The 17613-nt window shown below is 63.8% G+C and carries 16 protein-coding genes; 9 read left to right on the forward strand and 7 right to left on the reverse strand.

The window, feature by feature from the left end; translation table 11 throughout:
• Positions 1-54: 54 nt before the first annotated feature.
• Together ACQY6T_RS07465 and ACQY6T_RS07470 are read right to left on the reverse strand one after the other, a co-directional pair.
• On the reverse strand, positions 55-756 hold the full coding sequence (locus tag ACQY6T_RS07465; RefSeq protein ID WP_428629957.1) for a UTRA domain-containing protein: 702 nt from the start codon (positions 754-756) through the stop codon (positions 55-57).
• Positions 756-2105, reverse strand: coding sequence for a formimidoylglutamate deiminase (locus tag ACQY6T_RS07470; protein WP_428629958.1), 1350 nt, complete (start codon positions 2103-2105; stop codon positions 756-758). The genes ACQY6T_RS07465 and ACQY6T_RS07470 overlap by 1 nt, the downstream gene beginning before the upstream one ends.
• A 29-nt stretch (positions 2106-2134) precedes the next feature.
• On the opposite strand from ACQY6T_RS07470, the gene hutI reads away from it, so the two are divergent.
• Genes hutI through hutU form a run of 4 tightly spaced genes read left to right on the forward strand, consistent with a single transcriptional unit; the run spans position 2135 to position 7330 of the window.
• Entirely contained in the window at positions 2135-3346 is a 1212-nt protein-coding gene (gene hutI, locus ACQY6T_RS07475; protein WP_428629960.1) for an imidazolonepropionase, read from the forward strand.
• Entirely contained in the window at positions 3343-4863 is a 1521-nt protein-coding gene (gene hutH, locus ACQY6T_RS07480) for a histidine ammonia-lyase (protein WP_428629961.1), read from the forward strand. The genes hutI and hutH overlap by 4 nt, the downstream gene beginning before the upstream one ends.
• Positions 4863-5666 carry an N-formylglutamate deformylase gene (gene hutG / locus ACQY6T_RS07485; protein WP_428629962.1) on the forward strand — a complete coding sequence of 268 codons (804 nt, stop codon included), beginning with the start codon at positions 4863-4865 and terminating at the stop codon, positions 5664-5666. Before hutH ends, hutG begins: the two co-directional genes overlap by 1 nt.
• A complete protein-coding gene (gene hutU / locus ACQY6T_RS07490; RefSeq protein WP_428629963.1) occupies positions 5663-7330 on the forward strand; it encodes a urocanate hydratase in 1668 nt (555 codons plus the stop codon). Before hutG ends, hutU begins: the two co-directional genes overlap by 4 nt.
• A gap of 34 nt (positions 7331-7364) precedes the next feature.
• On the opposite strand, the gene ACQY6T_RS07495 is transcribed toward hutU, so the two are convergent.
• On the reverse strand, positions 7365-8453 hold the full coding sequence (locus ACQY6T_RS07495; RefSeq protein ID WP_428629965.1) for a helix-turn-helix transcriptional regulator: 1089 nt from the start codon (positions 8451-8453) through the stop codon (positions 7365-7367).
• A gap of 42 nt (positions 8454-8495) precedes the next feature.
• Between ACQY6T_RS07495 and cysD the strand changes: the two genes are divergently transcribed.
• Genes cysD through ACQY6T_RS07510 form a run of 3 tightly spaced genes read left to right on the forward strand, consistent with a single transcriptional unit; the run spans position 8496 to position 12129 of the window.
• The gene (gene cysD / locus ACQY6T_RS07500) at positions 8496-9449 is read left to right on the forward strand and encodes a sulfate adenylyltransferase subunit CysD (protein WP_428629966.1); all 954 of its coding nucleotides are present in this window, start codon (positions 8496-8498) and stop codon (positions 9447-9449) included.
• Complete coding sequence (gene cysN / locus ACQY6T_RS07505) at positions 9449-11389, forward strand: sulfate adenylyltransferase subunit CysN (protein ID WP_428629967.1); 1941 nt, start codon at positions 9449-9451, stop codon at positions 11387-11389. Before cysD ends, cysN begins: the two co-directional genes overlap by 1 nt.
• A gap of 8 nt (positions 11390-11397) precedes the next feature.
• On the forward strand, positions 11398-12129 hold the full coding sequence (locus ACQY6T_RS07510; protein WP_428629969.1) for a 3'(2'),5'-bisphosphate nucleotidase CysQ: 732 nt from the start codon (positions 11398-11400) through the stop codon (positions 12127-12129).
• A 152-nt stretch (positions 12130-12281) separates the two neighbouring features.
• Here the strand turns inward: ACQY6T_RS07510 and ACQY6T_RS07515 are convergent, their stop codons facing one another.
• The 4 genes from ACQY6T_RS07515 to ACQY6T_RS07530 are packed head-to-tail and all read right to left on the reverse strand — an operon-like array spanning position 12282 to position 15595.
• A complete protein-coding gene (locus ACQY6T_RS07515; protein WP_428629971.1) occupies positions 12282-12953 on the reverse strand; it encodes a class II aldolase/adducin family protein in 672 nt (223 codons plus the stop codon).
• On the reverse strand, positions 12950-13984 hold the full coding sequence (gene dmpG, locus ACQY6T_RS07520) for a 4-hydroxy-2-oxovalerate aldolase (RefSeq protein ID WP_428629972.1): 1035 nt from the start codon (positions 13982-13984) through the stop codon (positions 12950-12952). Before dmpG ends, ACQY6T_RS07515 begins: the two co-directional genes overlap by 4 nt.
• Complete coding sequence (locus tag ACQY6T_RS07525) at positions 13981-14922, reverse strand: acetaldehyde dehydrogenase (acetylating) (protein ID WP_428629973.1); 942 nt, start codon at positions 14920-14922, stop codon at positions 13981-13983. Before ACQY6T_RS07525 ends, dmpG begins: the two co-directional genes overlap by 4 nt.
• Positions 14923-14926: 4 nt before the next feature.
• Positions 14927-15595, reverse strand: a complete 669-nt coding sequence (locus tag ACQY6T_RS07530) for a 2-keto-4-pentenoate hydratase (protein ID WP_428629975.1) — start codon at positions 15593-15595, stop codon at positions 14927-14929.
• A gap of 238 nt (positions 15596-15833) precedes the next feature.
• Here ACQY6T_RS07530 and ACQY6T_RS07535 point away from each other — a divergent pair, with 238 nt between their 5' ends.
• The gene (locus ACQY6T_RS07535) at positions 15834-17099 is read left to right on the forward strand and encodes an aromatic ring-hydroxylating oxygenase subunit alpha (RefSeq protein ID WP_428629976.1); all 1266 of its coding nucleotides are present in this window, start codon (positions 15834-15836) and stop codon (positions 17097-17099) included.
• Between the two features lie 3 nt (positions 17100-17102).
• Entirely contained in the window at positions 17103-17609 is a 507-nt protein-coding gene (locus ACQY6T_RS07540) for an aromatic-ring-hydroxylating dioxygenase subunit beta (protein ID WP_428629977.1), read from the forward strand.
• Positions 17610-17613 lie beyond the last annotated feature (4 nt).

The raw sequence follows: 17613 nt of genomic DNA on the forward strand, positions 1-17613 counted from the left end.
GGCGCGCCTCTAACAGCGTGGCGTGGTGAAGACAAGCGGCGTTGAGTGCAATTTTCAATTGCCGTCGCGCTTGCCGGTGCCGGCCTGAAATTCCGCCACCAGATCGAAGCGGTCGCCCCGAAAAAGCTGGCGGACGTGGGTGACCGGCCGGTCGCCGCGCCAGGTGTCGCGTTCGAGCTGGAGGCAGGCGGCGCCGCTGCTGGTCGCCAGCGCCGTCGCTTCGGTGCGGGTGGCGCCGACGGCGCGCACGACATGCCGCGCCGAGGTCCACGGGATATGCGCGAGCAGCCAGGTTCCCGGTGCCTCGACGTTGAAATCGGCGTCGGCCGCTGCGGGGACTTCGGCGAGTTCGATTGTGCGGCGCTCGAGCGCGAAGGGTTCGTCGGCAGCAAAATGGATTCCATCGATCTGGAGCGTGTCGGCATCATTGGTATTTTGGCGGCGGACGATCGTGCGCGCTTCCCAGCGATAGGCTTCGCCGCGCGCCGCGATCAATTCGGCAAGATCGGGGACGGTCATCACCGCCGAATGTACCGGCGGGTGCGCGACGAACGAGCCCGCCTTGCGCCGCCGTTCGACCAGTCCGGCCGCGACCAGTTCGCCCAGCGCCTTGCTGACAGTGGCGCGGGCGCAGCCATAATGTAGCGCGAGATCCTGTTCGATCGGGATGCGCGTCCCCGGTTTCCATTCGCCCGAATGGATGCGACCCTCGATATCCTCGCGGATACGGCGCGCCGGATTAGCCGCGCTGCGCATCAAGCGACAATCCGCTCGACACTCTGGCGATAGGCGGCGGCGATTGCGGCGCGATCGACGTGGCGCCCGCCTTCGACCCGCTTGACCCCGGCGCGCCAGACGCAGTCGATCGTCCCTGCCCCGCCTGCAAAAATCCAGCGGTCGAGCAGCGTCGCGTCGTCGGTTCCCGCAAAACTGGGATGATCAAGGTCGAGTGAGACGATGTCGGCGGGCTGGCCGACCGCAAGGCCCGCCTCGACACCCAGCGCCTGCGCGCCGCCGGCCAGCGCCTGAGCATAGAGGTGGGCGCCGACGAAGGGCGAAGTCTCGCCCGCCAGCAAGGCGCGGGCGCGGTGCGCCAAACGCTGCGAATATTCGAGCGCGCGCAATTCGCCCGCCACGTCGATCAGGATGTTGCTGTCGGTGCCGATGCCGAACCTGCCGTCGGCCGCGAGAAAATCGACCGCGGGAAAAATGCCGTCGCCGAGGTTCGCCTCGGTGATCGGGCAGAGCCCGGCGATCGCGCCGCTGGCGGCGAGCCGCGGCACTTCGACCGCGCTGAGATGCGTCGAGTGGATCAGACACCAGCGCGCATCGACCGCGGCATTGTCGAGCAGCCATTCGACCGGCCGCGCGCCGCTCCATGCCACACAGTCGGCGACTTCCTTTTCCTGTTCGGCGGCGTGGATATGGACCGGGCCGGTGGGCGACATCGCAAGGAGCGCCGCCAGCTGCTTGGGCGCCACCGCCCGCAGCGAGTGCGGTGCGATGCCGATGTTGGCATCGCCGACCAGCTTGGCCCGCGCGCCGTCGAGCAGCTGCGCGAACCCGTCGATGTCCGACAGGAAACGCCGCTGCCCGGCGCTCGGTTGGGCGCCGCCGAAATTGCCATGGGCATAAAAGACCGGCAGCAGCGTCAGCCCGATCCCCGTCGCGGCGCTGGCCTGAACGATCGCGCCCGCCATTTCGGCCGGATCGGCATAGGCCGCGCCCGCGGGGTCATGGTGGAGATAGTGAAACTCGCCGACGCGGGTGAAACCCCCTTCGAGCATTTCGGCATAAGCCTGCGCGGTGATCGCCGCGACATCGTCGGGGGTCAGCCGGTCGAGGAAGCGGTACATGATCTCGCGCCAGCTCCAGAAATTGTCCTCGGGCCGGCTACGCCGCTCCGAAAGCCCGGCCATGCCGCGCTGGAAACCGTGACTGTGGACGTTGCAGAGGCCGGGCAGCGCGGCGGCGTGGCGTTCGTCGTCGGGCGCCGCGCCGACACCCGTTTCAAGCGCAGAAATTCGCCCGTTTTCGACCGTCAGCCGCACATCGCGCTGCCAGCTCTCGTCGATCCACGCGCGCCCGAACCAGTAAGTCGCCATCTCAAGCCCTCATATTATGTCTAGACATAATGACGCAATCGAGAGATGTTGTCCAGATGGAGCATAGCTGGATCAATGCCCGACTCGCGACGATGACCGACGCTGGTCTGGGGCTGATCGACGGCGGCGTCGTCACCGCGCGCGACGGCCGGATTGTCTATGCCGGTCCCGCAAACGGCGCGCCGGCGGCGGCGGCGGCAATAACCGATTGCGGCGGGCGATTGATCACGCCGGGGCTGATCGATTGCCACACCCATCTGGTGCACGGCGGCAACCGCGCCAACGAGTGGGCGATGCGGCTCGAAGGCGCCAGTTATGAGGACATTGCGCGCGCGGGCGGCGGTATCGTATCGACAATGCGCGCGACCCGCGCGGCAAGCGAAACCGAATTGGTCGACAGCGCCCTGCCCCGTCTCGACGCCCTGATCGCAGAGGGCGTTACGACGATCGAGATCAAGTCGGGCTATGGTCTGTCGACCGAAGACGAGCTGAAAATGCTGCGCGCCGCGCGGACGCTGAGCGAACGGCGCTCCGTCCGCGTCGAGCTGACGTTTCTGGGCGCGCACGCGCTGCCACCCGAATATCGTCACGACAGCGACGCCTATATCGACCTAGTCGTGGGCGAGATGATCCCCGCCGCGGCGCCGCTCGCGACCGCGGTCGATGCCTTTTGCGAAGGCATCGGCTTTTCGCCTGCGCAATGCTCGCGGGTGATCGAGGCGGCACAAACGCACGGCCTCGCGGTCAAGCTCCACGCCGAACAATTGTCGGCGCTCCACGGCAGCGCGCTTGCGGCGAGGCATGGGGCGCTGTCGGCCGACCATCTGGAATATGCCACCGAGGACGATGTCTGCGCGATGGCGGCCGCCGGGACGGTCGCGGTGCTGCTGCCCGGTGCCTATTATTTCATGCGCGAAACCAAATTGCCGCCGATCGCCGCGATGCGTCGCCACGGGGTAAAGATCGCGCTGGCGACCGACAACAACCCCGGCACCTCGCCGACGACGTCGCTGCTCCTGATGCTCAACATGGGCGCGACCTTGTTCGGGCTGACGGTGGTCGAGGCCTTGCGCGGCGTGACGGTCAATGCCGCCGCCGCGCTGGGGCTGGGCGACGAGATCGGCACGCTGGATGTCGGCAAGGCGTGCGACCTCGCGATCTGGGACGTCATCGACCCCGCCGAGCTGGTTTACCGCATCGGCTTCAACCCGCTGCACCAACGCATCAAGGACGGACAATGATCATCAACCCCGGCGCCATGGCGCTCGCTGACTGGCGTGCGATTTACGACGGCGCGAGCGCCGCACTGAACACAGACGCATGGGACGCGATCGAAGCGAGCGCCGCGGCGGTGGCGCGCATCGTCGCCAAGGGCGATCCGGTCTATGGCATCAACACCGGCTTTGGAAAGCTGGCGAGCGTGCGGATAGCGAGCGACGATCTGGCGAAGCTCCAGCGCAACATCGTACTCAGCCACGCCGCAGGCACCGGCGCGCCCTCCCCCGTCCCCGTCGTCCGCCTGATGATGGCGCTCAAGCTTGCGAGCTTCGGCGTTGGCGCGTCGGGGGTGCGGCGCGAAACGGTCGCAATGCTCGAAGCGATGTCGGCGAAAGGCTTGACCCCAATCATTCCATCGCAGGGATCGGTCGGCGCGAGCGGAGACCTGGCGCCTCTCGCGCACATGGCCGCAGCGATGATTGGGGTCGGCGTGATCGAAGTTGGCGGCCAGACCTTGTCCGCCTCCGAGGCGCTCGCGCAGGCGGGACTCGCCCCACTCGAACTCGGGCCAAAAGAAGGCCTCGCGCTGCTTAATGGCACGCAATTTTCGACCGCCAATGCGCTCGCCGGCCTGTTCCGCGCCGAGACGGTGTTCCAGTCGGCGCTGATCACCGGCGCGCTGTCGACTGAGGCCGCGAAAGGCTCCGACGCGCCGTTCGACCCGCGCATCCATGCGCTGCGCGGCCATGCCGGACAACGTGCGGTCGGCGGCGCGTTGCGCGACCTGATGACAGGATCGGCAATCCGCGCCTCGCATGCCATTGACGATCCGCGGGTGCAGGACCCCTATTGCCTCCGCTGCCAGCCGCAGGTGATGGGCGCCATCCTTGACCTGCTGCGTCAGGCCGCGACCACTCTGGGCGTCGAGGCGAACGGGGTGTCGGACAACCCGCTGATCTTTGCCGACACGGATGAGGCGCTGTCGGGGGGCAACTTCCACGCCGAGCCCGTCGCCTTTGCCGCCGACATGATCGCGATGGCGCTGTGCGAGATCGGATCGATTTCGGAGCGGCGCATTGCGATGCTGGTCGATCCAGCGCTGTCTGGTCTGCCCGCCTTCCTGACCCCGCGCCCCGGCCTCAACTCGGGCTTTATGATCCCGCAAGTCACCGCCGCCGCGCTGGTCAGCGAGAACAAGCAGCGCGCCTATCCCGCCAGCGTCGATTCGATCCCGACCTCGGCCAATCAGGAGGATCATGTGTCGATGGCCGCGCATGGCGCGCGCCGCCTACTCGACATGGCCGACAATGTCAGCGCGGTGATCGGGATCGAACTGCTCGCCGCGTGTCAGGGCATCGACTTCCACGCGCCGCTGACATCGAGCGAGGCGCTGGAAGCGGCGCACAAGCATTTGCGCGCCGAGGTGCCGACGCTCGAAGACGACCGGCATTTCCATCCTGACTTGGAGGCCGCGACCGCGTTGATCCGTTCGGGCAGCCTGGTCGCGGCGGTTCCGGCAGTCCTGCCGGGCCTGAGCTAATGGAGTGGCTGCGTGTCCAGCGCGGCGACGCGCCGCTGGTCATCGCCTTTCCGCACGGCGGCACCAACCTTGCCGGGCTCGACGACCAGTTCGTCTCGCCTTGGCATGCTCGGATCGACACCGACTGGTGGATTGCCGAGCTCTACGCCTTCGCCGCCGACATGGGCGCAACACTGGTGGCGACCGACATTTCGCGTAGCGTCATCGACATGAACCGCGATCCGTCGGGTGCGTCGCTCTATCCCGGGCAGGCGACGACCGAATTATGTCCGACGACGACCTTCGACGGCGAACTGCTCTATCGTTTTGGCGAACCCGATGAAGCCGAGATCATGCAGCGGCTTCATTCCTATCATCGACCATATCACGATACGCTCACGGCCGAACTCGACCGCCTGAAAGATGCGCATGGCAAGATTGTCCTGTATGACGCCCATTCGATCCGCAGCCATGTGCCGCGCCTGTTCCACGGCGAACTGCCGCTGTTCAACATCGGTACCAATGGCGGCACGACCGCGGCGCCCGAACTCGAAACGATTATCGCGAATATTTGCGCGGCGAGCGGAAAAAGCCACGTCGTCAATGGCCGTTTCAAGGGCGGCTGGACCACCCGCCACTATGGCCGCCCCGACGACGATGTCCACGCCATTCAGATGGAACTCGCGCAGCGTGGGTACATGACCGAACCCGCGACGTTTACCGAGGCCAATTGGCCGACCCCCATCGACCCAGATCCCGCGATCCTGACGACTTTGCGCCAGAGCATCGCCGCCGCCCTCGACTTTGCGAAAGGAAGACAATGACCACCCGCCTCGACAACAGCCGCGTGATTCGCCCTGCGACGGGCAGCGAGATCAGCGCCAAAAGCTGGCTGACCGAAGCGCCGATGCGGATGCTGATGAATAACCTTCACCCCGATGTCGCCGAGGCACCTCACGAACTGGTCGTCTATGGCGGCATCGGCCGCGCCGCGCGCGATTGGGAAAGCTATGACAAGATCGTCGAGACGCTGAAGCGCCTCAACGACGACGAAACCTTGCTCATTCAGTCGGGCAAGCCCGTCGGTGTCTTTCGTACTCACACCGATGCCCCGCGCGTGTTGCTCGCCAACTCGAACCTGGTGCCGCAATGGGCGAACTGGGAGCATTTCTCCGAGCTCGATCGCAAAGGGCTGATGATGTACGGTCAGATGACCGCGGGCAGCTGGATCTATATCGGCAGCCAGGGCATCGTGCAGGGCACCTACGAAACCTTTGTCGAGATGGGCCGTCAGCATTATGGCGGCAGTCTGGCAGGCCGCTGGCTGCTCACCGCCGGTCTTGGCGGGATGGGCGGCGCGCAGCCGCTCGCGGCGGTGATGGCGGGGGCTTCGTGCCTCGCGATCGAATGCCAGCCGAGCCGCATCGAAATGCGCCTGCGCACCGGCTATCTCGACAAGCAGGCATCAAGCATCGACGAGGCGCTGGCGATGATCGAAGCGAGCCACGCCGAGGGCAAGCCGGTGTCGGTCGGCCTGCTCGGCAATGCCGCCGAGATATTGCCCGAGATGGTCCGCCGCGGCATCCATCCCGACCTGCTCACTGATCAGACCTCTGCGCACGATCCCGTCAACGGCTACCTCCCCGCGGGCTGGACCCTCGACGAGTGGTTTACGAAGCGCGAGAGCGATCCCGCGGCGGTCGCGAAGGCCGCGAAGGCGTCAATGGCGGTGCATGTTCAGGCGATGCTCGACATGCAGACGGCGGGCGTCGCCACGACCGATTATGGCAACAATATCCGACAGGTGGCGAAGGACGAAGGCGTCGAGAACGCCTTTGATTTCCCCGGCTTCGTTCCCGCCTATGTCCGCCCGCTGTTCTGCCGCGGCGTCGGCCCCTTCCGCTGGGTGGCGCTGTCCGGCGATCCCGAGGATATTTATAAAACTGATGCCAAGGTGAAGGAGTTGCTGCCCGACAACAAACATCTGCACAACTGGCTCGATATGGCGCGCGAGAAGATCCAGTTTCAGGGGCTGCCCGCACGTATCTGCTGGGTCGGGCTCGGCGACCGCCACCGGCTGGGCCTCGCGTTCAACGAAATGGTCGCATCGGGCGAATTGAAAGCCCCCATCGTCATCGGGCGCGACCACCTCGATTCAGGCTCGGTCGCCTCCCCCAACCGCGAGACCGAAGCGATGCGCGACGGGTCGGATGCGGTGTCGGACTGGCCTTTGCTCAACGCTCTGCTCAACACCGCCAGCGGCGCGACCTGGGTGTCGCTCCACCACGGCGGCGGGGTCGGCATGGGCTATTCGCAGCACAGCGGCATGGTGATCGTCGCCGACGGCACCCCCGAAGCGGCGAAGCGGATCGAGCGCGTGCTGTGGAACGACCCCGGCACCGGCGTCATGCGCCACGCCGACGCGGGTTACGACATCGCGATCGACTGCGCGCGCGAAAAAGGGCTGGACCTGCCAAGCCTGGGGTGACGAATTGGGGACGCTGGTATGCGGAACGACGTCGTTAACTGATCGCCAATACGCTCGTCAGGATGATCCGCACCAATTCGGCATGGCCCCGCGCCCCGGTTTTGGCATAGATTTTCTTGGAATAATTGCGGGCGGTCTCGACGGTCAGGCCCAGCGCCTCTGCGGCCTCGGTGATGCTGGTCGCCTGGGCCAGCATCCACGCCAGCCGTGCCTCGCTCGGCAACAATCCGAACAGGTCGACCAGCTGATCGCATCGGTCAGCCTGCGACCGCCGATCGCCGCTGATATAGACAATCGCTACCGGCGTTTTGCTGCCGGCGAAGGCCGGGTTTTGCACCGGCGTGACCAGCATTTCGACCCACGGATCCTTGCTGAGGTTGAACGCCTGCGGGCGCGCATCGCGGTTGACGGCAAAATTCTTGAGCAGCGCGGTCAGTTGGCGATCGATCGCGGGCGACGCGGGTACAAGTCGGTCATATCGCCCCCGCCGTAACAGCATGCCCCATTGGAACAATTGTGCGACATTGTCGGTCACATCGATGATCCGGCACTCCGCGTCCAGCGACAACCACCCCATCTTCAGACGGTCGAATGCCTGTCCGGTCACTGCCGAACGAAAGCGTTCGCGTTCCAGCGTGGCATAGCTGCGCAGCGCGATCCGCAAATGCGGGGCCAGCGCGGTGAGCAACGCGCCCGCCGCCGATCCGATACTCCGGTCTCCCGAGCAACCGAGCCACAGATCGATACCGCCGGGTTCGGTAACCCGGATCGATCGCATATTGGTCAGCCCCAGCGGCAGCATCGCCTTTTCATAAAAGGCTTGTTGCCGGGGGTCGGATGGATCGAGCAATTCCTCCAGCGAATAGGCGCGGTCGGGGCGCATCAAATGATAGGGAAAGGGATCGCGCAGGTTGCTTTCGACGAAAAGCTTGCGCACGTCGTCCATCGGCGGCTTTCCGGCGTGGAGTTCGACCACGGCTTCCTCATCGACCGGGCGGAAGATCAATGTCGTGAACCGGGCACCCGTTTTCGCGAGCAGCCGGTTCAAAAAATCACCCCACAGGGGCGTTTCGAACATCCCGCTATGGAGCGCTTGCAAGAGGCCATCGTCGTCAACGCGCATGCATCCCCATATACCCTCCCAAATGGGAGGTTCAAGTACGGCATGACTGCGGCAGTTGAGTCGCCAACAGGTAAAGGAGCTTGCACGCCGATGTCGCGCACATTGACCCATCTGGAACGGCTTGAAGCCGAGAGCATTCACATCATGCGCGAGGTGATTGCCGACGCCGAAAAACCGGTGATGCTGTATAGCGTCGGCAAGGACAGCGCGGTGATGTTGCATCTCGCGCGCAAGGCCTTCTATCCCTCGCCCCCGCCCTTTCCGCTGCTCCATGTCGATACCACCTGGAAATTCCAGGAAATGTACCGGCTGCGCGACCGTATGGCGCAGGAATCTGGCATGGAATTGCTCGTCCATCACAATCAGGAGGCGATGGACCGCGGCATCAACCCGTTCGACCACGGGCCGCTGCACACCGACATGTGGAAGACCGAAGGCCTGAAACAGGCGCTGGACAAATATGGGTTCGACGTCGCCTTTGGCGGAGCACGGCGCGACGAGGAAAAATCGCGGGCAAAGGAGCGGATTTTTTCCTTCCGCACCGCCACACACGGCTGGGATCCCAAAAACCAGCGGCCCGAATTGTGGAACCTCTATAACGCCCGAAAAGCGAAGAACGAAAGCATCCGCGTCTTTCCGATCTCGAATTGGACCGAACTCGACATCTGGCAATATATCCACCTAAACGACATCCCGATCGTCCCGCTCTATTTGAGCGCGATGCGGCCGACGGTGATACGCGACGGGATGCTGCTGATGGTCGATGACGACCGCTTTCCGCTCAGGGACGGCGAAGAGCCGGTCATGCGCTCGATCCGGTTCCGCACCCTCGGTTGCTATCCGTTGACCGGCGCTGTCGAGAGCGAGGCGACGACGCTGCCGCAAGTCATCCAGGAAATGCTGCTGACGACCACATCGGAACGGCAAGGCCGCATCATTGACAAGGACGGCGGTGACGCGAGCATGGAGAAAAAGAAGCAGGAGGGCTATTTCTGATGCCAAATGACATCGAAGGTGCCGCCGACACCATCTATCGGACCGACGCCCTCATTGCCGAGGACATCGACGCCTATCTGGACACCCACCAGCACAAAAGCCTGCTGCGCTTCATCACTTGCGGTTCGGTCGATGACGGCAAATCGACCCTGATCGGGCGACTGCTCTATGATTCCAAGATGATCTTCGAGGATCAACTCGAAGCCTTGCAGGCCGACAGCAAGCGCGTCGGCACGCAGGGCCAGGACATCGACTTTGCGCTGCTCGTCGACGGCCTCGCCGCCGAACGCGAGCAAGGCATCACGATCGACGTCGCCTACCGCTTTTTCGCGACCGAAAAGCGCAAATTCATCGTCGCCGACTGCCCGGGGCATGAACAATATACGCGCAATATGTTCACCGGCGCGTCGACCGCCGACCTGGCAATCATGATGGTCGACGCGCGCAAAGGCGTGCTCGTGCAGACGCGGCGGCACAGCTATTTGTGCAATCTGATCGGCATCAAGAATATCGTTCTGGCCGTCAACAAGATGGATCTGGTCGATTACAGCCAAGAGGTGTTCGACAAGATCGTCGCCGATTACAGCGCTTTTGCCGCCGAAATCGGGATCAAGAATTTTGTCGCGATGCCGATTTCGGGCTTCAAGGGCGACAATATCACCACGCTGAGCGCCAACACGCCTTGGTATGGCGAGGCCGCTGGGGCAAAGCCGCTGATCGAGCATCTGGAGACGGTCGCAATCGACAATATGTCCGATCAGGCCAAGCCGTTCCGCCTGCCGGTGCAATGGGTCAACCGTCCCAATCTCGATTTCCGGGGTTTTTCGGGCCTAATCGCGACCGGAACGATCAAACCCGGCGACGCTGTCCGGGTGCTGCCTTCGGGCAAGACATCGACGGTGACCAAAGTCGTGACGCTGGATGGCGACATCGACGAAGCGGTGGCCGGGCAGTCGGTGACAATCTGTTTTGCCGATGAAGTCGATTGCTCGCGCGGCAACGTCATTGCGGCGGCCGACAACCCACCCGAAGTGTCGGACCAGTTTGAAGCGACGATCGTCTGGATGGACGACGATGCGCTTCACGTCGGCCGGTCCTATTGGTTGAAACTGGGCACGCAGATGGTGTCCGCGATCGTGCAGCAGCCCAAATATACCATCAACGTCAACACGATGGAGCATCTCGCTGCGAAAACACTCGAACTCAATGCGATCGGCGTAGCAGAACTTGCGACCGACAAGCCCATTGTCTTTGAACCCTATGCCGAAAGCCGGACACTGGGTGGATTCATCCTGATCGACAAGATCACGAACCGCACCGTCGGTGCCGGTATGCTGCACTTCTCGCTCCGCCGGGCGCAGAATGTCCACTGGCAGGCGACCGACATCGATCGCGACGAACACGCGAGCCTGAAAAATCAACGCCCCCGCGTGCTATGGTTTACCGGGCTGTCGGGATCCGGCAAATCGACCATCGCCAACGAGGTCGAAAAGTCGCTGAACATGATGAACCGCCATACCTTCCTGCTCGACGGCGATAATGTCCGCCACGGGTTGAACAAGGATCTCGGCTTCACCGAAGCCGACCGCATCGAAAATATCCGCCGCGTTGGCGAGGTGGCAAAACTCATGGCCGACGCGGGCCTGATCGTGCTGACGGCCTTCATCTCGCCATTCCGCGCCGAACGCGACATGGTGCGAAAAATGCTGCCGGAGGGCGAGTTTATCGAGATTTTCGTCGACACGCCGCTGGAAGTTGCCGAGTCTCGTGACGTGAAGGGCTTGTATAAAAAAGCCCGATCGGGGGCGCTCAAAAACTTCACCGGGATCGACAGTCCTTATGAGGCGCCACAAAATCCGGAAATCCGCGTCAACACGGTCGAAATGACGCCGGCCGAGGCCGCCGAACATATCGTCCGTCAGATCATGCCGCTCAAGTGATGCGCGAAATGAACGACACCGAACTCGCCGCGCATCTGGCGCAAGTGGCCGGAAAACTGCTCCTCGACGTCCGCGCCTCGGGGCTGTTGGCGGACAAGGCGTTGGGCAAGGCCGGCGACCAGACCGCAAACCAGTTTCTGTGCCACGCCATCCGCGCGCAACGCCCGGACGACGGGCTGTTGTCCGAAGAGGAAAAGGACAATCCCGAACGGCTGTCCAAATCGCGCGTCTGGATTATCGACCCCGTCGACGGCACCCGCGAATATGGCGAAGCACGTGCCGATTGGGCGGTCCACATCGCCCTCGCCATCGACGGCAAGCCGATCATCGGTGCGGTCGCCCTGCCCGATCTCGACCTTGTTTTGCGGACGGACCAACCCCGACCCCTTCCCGCGGCGGCCACCCCCCCGCGGATGGTCGTCAGCCGTACCCGCCCTGCCAGGGAAGCGGTCGCCGTAGCGGAAAAGATCGGGGCCGAGCTGCTGCCGATGGGCAGCGCCGGAGCCAAGGCGATGGCGATCGTCCGCGGCGAGGCCGAAATCTATCTGCACACCGGTGGGCAATATGAATGGGACAGCTGCGCACCCGCCGCGGTCGCCGCCGCCCACGGCCTGCACGTCAGCCGGGTCGATGGCAGGCCGCTGATCTATAACCAGCCCGATGTGTATATGCCCGACCTCTTGATCTGCCGCCCCGATTGGGCCGACAGGGTGCTGAAACTGGTTTCCGAAATGACTTAGGCGGCAATTTGCGAAGAATTGAGTATATCACCGAATGGTTCACAGAAATGCCTGGTTCCTTGCTGCCGATCCTAACCAAGCCACGGCTGAACATTCGCGTAAAGCGCGGTCTGCAAAACCGACGGCGTCACAGAAATCCCTTCACGCCAGTCTTAGCGTGGGTCAGACCTGCTAAGCCAAGCCCACATACGCTCGACCACGCCGCCGGCAAACACTTGTCGCGCCGTAATTTCTTCGGCGTCGAGCAGCCCTTGGCCGGGCGAGAAGTTCATCATGCGAACATCGCGTTCGACCCGGGCGCTGTCCTCTAGAAACCAGGCAAGGGTCACCGCTTTTTCCATTGCGTCAGCCGCGACCACCGCGCCATTGCCGCGCATGATGATCGCGGGTTCATCGCCCATCATCGCGGCCAGCCGGTCGGCGGCGGCATCGTCGCGGAGCAGGCGCGGATCGTCCCACAGCGGCGGCGGCGGGCTGAAATACGCCCCAATGCCGTGGCGCGGCCTGGGGACGATGCCCTGCGTCGACAACGCCATGACGGCGGGCGACATGATCCGGCAGATGGCGTTGATGTCGGACCGGCGGCGATAAAGGCACTGGTGGATGCGCACTTCGCCCAGCACGCCGTCGGGTAACGGACCATCGATCGCAACGACGGTACCCGGTTCGTCGGCAATCAGCCCCATCGGCATCGCGGCGCAGACCAGAAAGTATCGATCGTCCAGACGCACGCTGCAATGGCCATAGGCGTGGACCAGGCCCGCATCGCCGAGCGCTCGGGCAGCCTGTTGCACCAGCCGTTGCTGATCGTCGGTGGGCGTCATGCGCTGGCTTTCGCGGCGACCATATCAAGCGCGACATCGGTGATCATGTCTTCCTGTCCGCCGACCATTTTGCGTTTGCCCAGTTCGACGAGGATGGCGCGAGTGTCGAGCCCGTGGTCGGCGGCAGCTTTTTCGGCATGGCGCAAGAAGCTGGAATAAACCCCGGCATAGCCGAGCGTCAGCGTCTCGCGGTCGACGCGCACCGGGCGGTCCTGCAGCGGGCGGACGAGATCCTCGGCGGCATCCATCAGCGCGAACAGGTCGCAGCCATGGTTCCAGCCATGGACGTCGGCGGCGGCGATGAACACTTCGAGCGGCGCATTGCCCGCGCCGGCGCCCATGCCGGCAAGGCTGGCATCGACACGGATCGCACCATTCTGCACCGCGACGATGCTATTGGCGACGCCGAGGCTGAGGTTGTGGTGCGCGTGGATACCGCGCTGCGTCTCGGGTTTGAGCACCTTGTCATAGGCAGCGAAGCGCGCAGCGACGGCGTCCATCGTCATCGCGCCGCCGCTGTCGGTGACATAAACGCAGTGGGCGCCATAGCTTTCCATGAGCTTGGCCTGCTGCGCGAGCGCATCAGGCGCCGACATATGGCTCATCATCAGGAACCCCGACACGTCCATGCCCAGATTGCGGGCGGCCTCGATATGCTGCTTCGACACATCGGCCTCGGTACAATGCGTCGCGATACGGACCGAGCGCACCCCGAGGTCGTAGGCGCGCTTCAGGTCGTGGACGGTGCCGATGCCGGGGAGGAGCAAGGTCGTGAGGATGCTGTGTTCGAGCACCTCGGCGACCGCGCCGATCCAGTCCCAGTCGGTGTTGGCGCCAAAGCCATAGTTGAAGCTCGACCCTTGCAGCCCGTCGCCATGCGCCACCTCGATCGCATCGACCTTCGCTTTGTCGAGTGCGCGGGCGATCGCCTGTACATGATCGAGACCATATTGGTGGCGGATCGCGTGCATGCCGTCGCGCAGGGTGACGTCCTGGATGTAGAGCTTGGTCGTCGTTGGATCGAGGCTCATGCGGCCACTCCTGCGTGCATGCGCGCCGCGATCTTCTCGGCGGTCGTCAGCGCCGCCGACGTCATGATGTCGAGATTGCCGGCATAAGCGGGTAGATAATGCGCCGCGCCCTCGACCTCCAAAAAGACGCTGACCTTCAGGCCCGTAAAGCTGCCGCCCATCTCGGGGATGCGCAGCGGCGCGTTGCTTCCGATGCTCTCGAACTGCACCGCCTGCTTGAGCCGGTAGCCGGGGACATAGGTCTGGACCTCCGCCACCATCGTCTCGATGCTCGCCCGAATTTCCTCGCGGTCGCCGTCGTCGCACAGGCAATAGACGGTATCGCGCATGATCAGCGGCGGCTCGGCAGGGTTGAGCACGATGATCGCCTTGCCGCGCGTCGCCCCGCCAACCTTCACGATCGCCTCGCTCGTCGTCTCGGTAAACTCGTCGATATTGGCGCGGGTGCCGGGACCCGCGCTTTTCGACGCAATTGATGCGACGATCTCGCCATAATGCACCTTGGCGACGCGGTTCACCGCCGCGACGATCGGGATCGTCGCCTGCCCGCCGCAGGTCACCATATTGACGTTCGGCGCGTCGAGGTGCGCATCGCCGTTGACCGGCGGGATCGTATAGGGACCGATCGCCGCCGGGGTCAGGTCGATCACGCGCTTGCCGTGCGCGATCAGCACCTCACTGTGGCGCTTATGCGCCCTTGCCGAGGTCGCATCGAAGACGATGGCGATGTCGGCAAAGCCCGGCATCGCGATCAGCCCGAAGAGACCGTCGGCGGTGACCGGAATGCCCATCCGTTCGGCGCGTTTCAGCCCATCGGACTCGGGATCAATGCCGACGAACGCCGCCATGTCCAGCGTATCGGACAGGCGCATCACCTTGATCATCAGGTCGGTCCCGATATTGCCCGACCCGATGATCGCGACTTTGGTCTTCGTCATAAGATCAGCGCCCGCCATAGGTGAAGCTGGTCGTGCCAATGCCCGCAATGCTGGCCACGACATGATCGCCGGGGGTTAGCGCGACCATCGGCCCCAAGGCGCCTGCAAGCAGGATGTCGCCGGCCTTGAGCGGCTCGCCGCGTCCCGCCAGCGTCTGCGCCAGCCACGCGGCGGCGTTGAGCGGATTGCCGAGCGCCGCCGCGCCGATACCGGTCGAGACGACCGCGCCGTTGATCAGCATTTCCATAGCCGCGCCTTCAAGGTCGAGGCCTTCCAAAGCCAACCCGGCGTCGGCGAGCACGAAGAACGCCGACGAGCCATTGTCGGCGACAGTGTCGGCGAACGTGATCTTCCAGTCGGCGATGCGGCTGTCGACGATCTCGATCGCAGCGTGGACGCTTGCTACCGCTGCAGCGACCTGTTCAATCGTTGTCCCCGGATCGGGCAGGTCGGCGCCCAATACAAACGCGATCTCCGCCTCCGCCTTCGGCTGCAACGTCCGGGCCGGGTCGAGCCTGCCGCCGTCCGCCACCTGCATATCATCGAACAGAGCCCCAAAGTCGGGCTGATCGACGCCAAGCTGCACCTGCACCGCCTTCGCGGTCAGCCCCGCCTTGCGTCCGACGATCCGCCGACCCTGCGCTTCCCAATAGTGCGTGTTGATCGTCTGCACCGCATAAGAGCCATCGACATCCGTCGGCTCCAGACCATCGCGCAGAGGCGAAATTGCACCGCCTGCATAGGCAGCGCGAAGGCGCGCGGCGAGATCGTCATGCGTAACGATAGTCGTTCCCCTTTTCGGCGATCCTCTGTTCCCGTCCAAACGGCTATTTGACAAACTGCCCTTTGTCAACTTACATACCATCTACACGGTTTATAAAATCAGCCGCATTGAACGGCGAAGGGACGGGATGATGGGCTTTAACGAACGAATCGTGCAGGACGCTTCGCGGCACCAGTTTCTGGTCCCCCGCCGAGCGTTTACCGATCAGGGGGTGTTCGAGCGCGAGTATCGCGCCATTTTCGACCGCTGCTGGCTGTATCTGGGGCATGCGTCCGAACTGCCACAGCCGGGCAATTTCCTGACCCGCCGCGTCGCTCGCCGCCCCCTGCTCTTTACGCGCGACCGCAGCGGCGAATTCCATGCGATGTATAACGCCTGCCCGCATCGCGGCGCGATGGTGTGCCGCGAACGGCGCGGCAAATCGCCCGCCTTCATGTGCATGTACCATGGCTGGACCTTTGGTTCCGACGGTCATTTGATGAGCCTGCCCGGCGGATCGGGCTATCCCGAAGATTTCAAGAACGACCCGCAGAAACAGATGGTCCATGTCCCGCGCCTGGCGCGGCGCGGCGACTTCTTCTTCGTGAGCTTTGCCGAAGCTGGCGAGGATCTCGACACCTATCTGGCGGACTCGGGCGACTATCTCGACCTGGTCTCGCAGCACAGCGAGTCGGGTATGGCAGTGGTTGGCGGGACGCAGGAATATGCGGTGCGCGGCAACTGGAAGCTGCTCGCCGAAAACAGCTTCGACGGCTATCACGCCGCCTGCACCCATTCGACCTATCTGGAATATCTAAAGAGCGCCAATGGCGCGCTCGGCGCGACGCCGCTCGCCGGCACCGGCTATGACCTGAAGAACGGCCATGCGGTGATCGAATATAGCGCGCCATGGGGCCGCCCGATCGCGAGCTGGGTGCCTTTGTGGGGTGAAGAGGGCAAGGCCGAGATCGACGCGATCTATGCGCAGCTGGAGGCACGGCTGGGCGCCGAGCGCGCGAAACGGCTCGCGGCGATGAATCGTAATATGGTGATCTTTCCCAACCTGGTCGTGAACGACATCATGGCGATCACCATCCGCACCTTTTACCCGACCGCGCCCGATTATATGGAGGTCAACGCCTGGTCGCTCGGCCCGCGCGAGGAAAGCGAGTGGCTGAAAAAATATCGCTCATTCAACTTCACCGAATTCCTCGGCCCCGGCGGTTTCGCGACCCCCGACGATGTCGAGGCGATCGAGCGCTGCCAGCAGGGCTATGCGGCGTCAGCCGGCGGCGGCTTCAACGACATCAGCAAGGGTATGGTGCGCGCCGACGCGCCGTCGTTCGACGACGAGATGCAGATGCGCGCGTTCTGGACCGAGTGGGACCGGCGCCTGGCGGAAGCGGAGGACTAAGCGATGGATGATGCGCTGATGCTCCGCCTGCGGGTCGAGGAATTGTTGTTCGAAGAGGCCGACCTGATCGATAGCTGGCAGCTCGAAAAATGGCTGACCTTGTTCACCGAAGACGCCGAATATCTGGTACCGCCAAGCGACATCGACGGCGACACGGCCGACCCGGCGACCTCGCTCTTCTATGTGATGGATGACCGCAAGCGGATGGAAGAGCGCGTCATCCGCCTCGCCAAGGTCGGCGCACACAGCGAACAGCCGCGATCGAAGGTGCGCCACATCGTCGGCAACGTCCGGGTCAGACGCGCCCAAGTTAACGGGGTCGACCGCGTCCATGCCCGCTCCTCCTTCTTCGTCTCGCGCGCCAAGGATGTGACCGCCGATATGTTTATCGGCCATTATCTGCACGAGCTGGTCGAAGTTGCAGACGGCGGGCTGAAGATCGCCAAGAAAACCTGCGTCCTCGATATGGAGGCGCTGCGCCCCCATGCCCGCATCAGTATCATCCTGTGAAGGG

Origin of the sequence: Sphingopyxis sp., assembly GCF_965279725.1 — a bacterium.
In the GTDB taxonomy this organism is placed as follows: Bacteria; Pseudomonadota; Alphaproteobacteria; order Sphingomonadales; family Sphingomonadaceae; genus Sphingopyxis.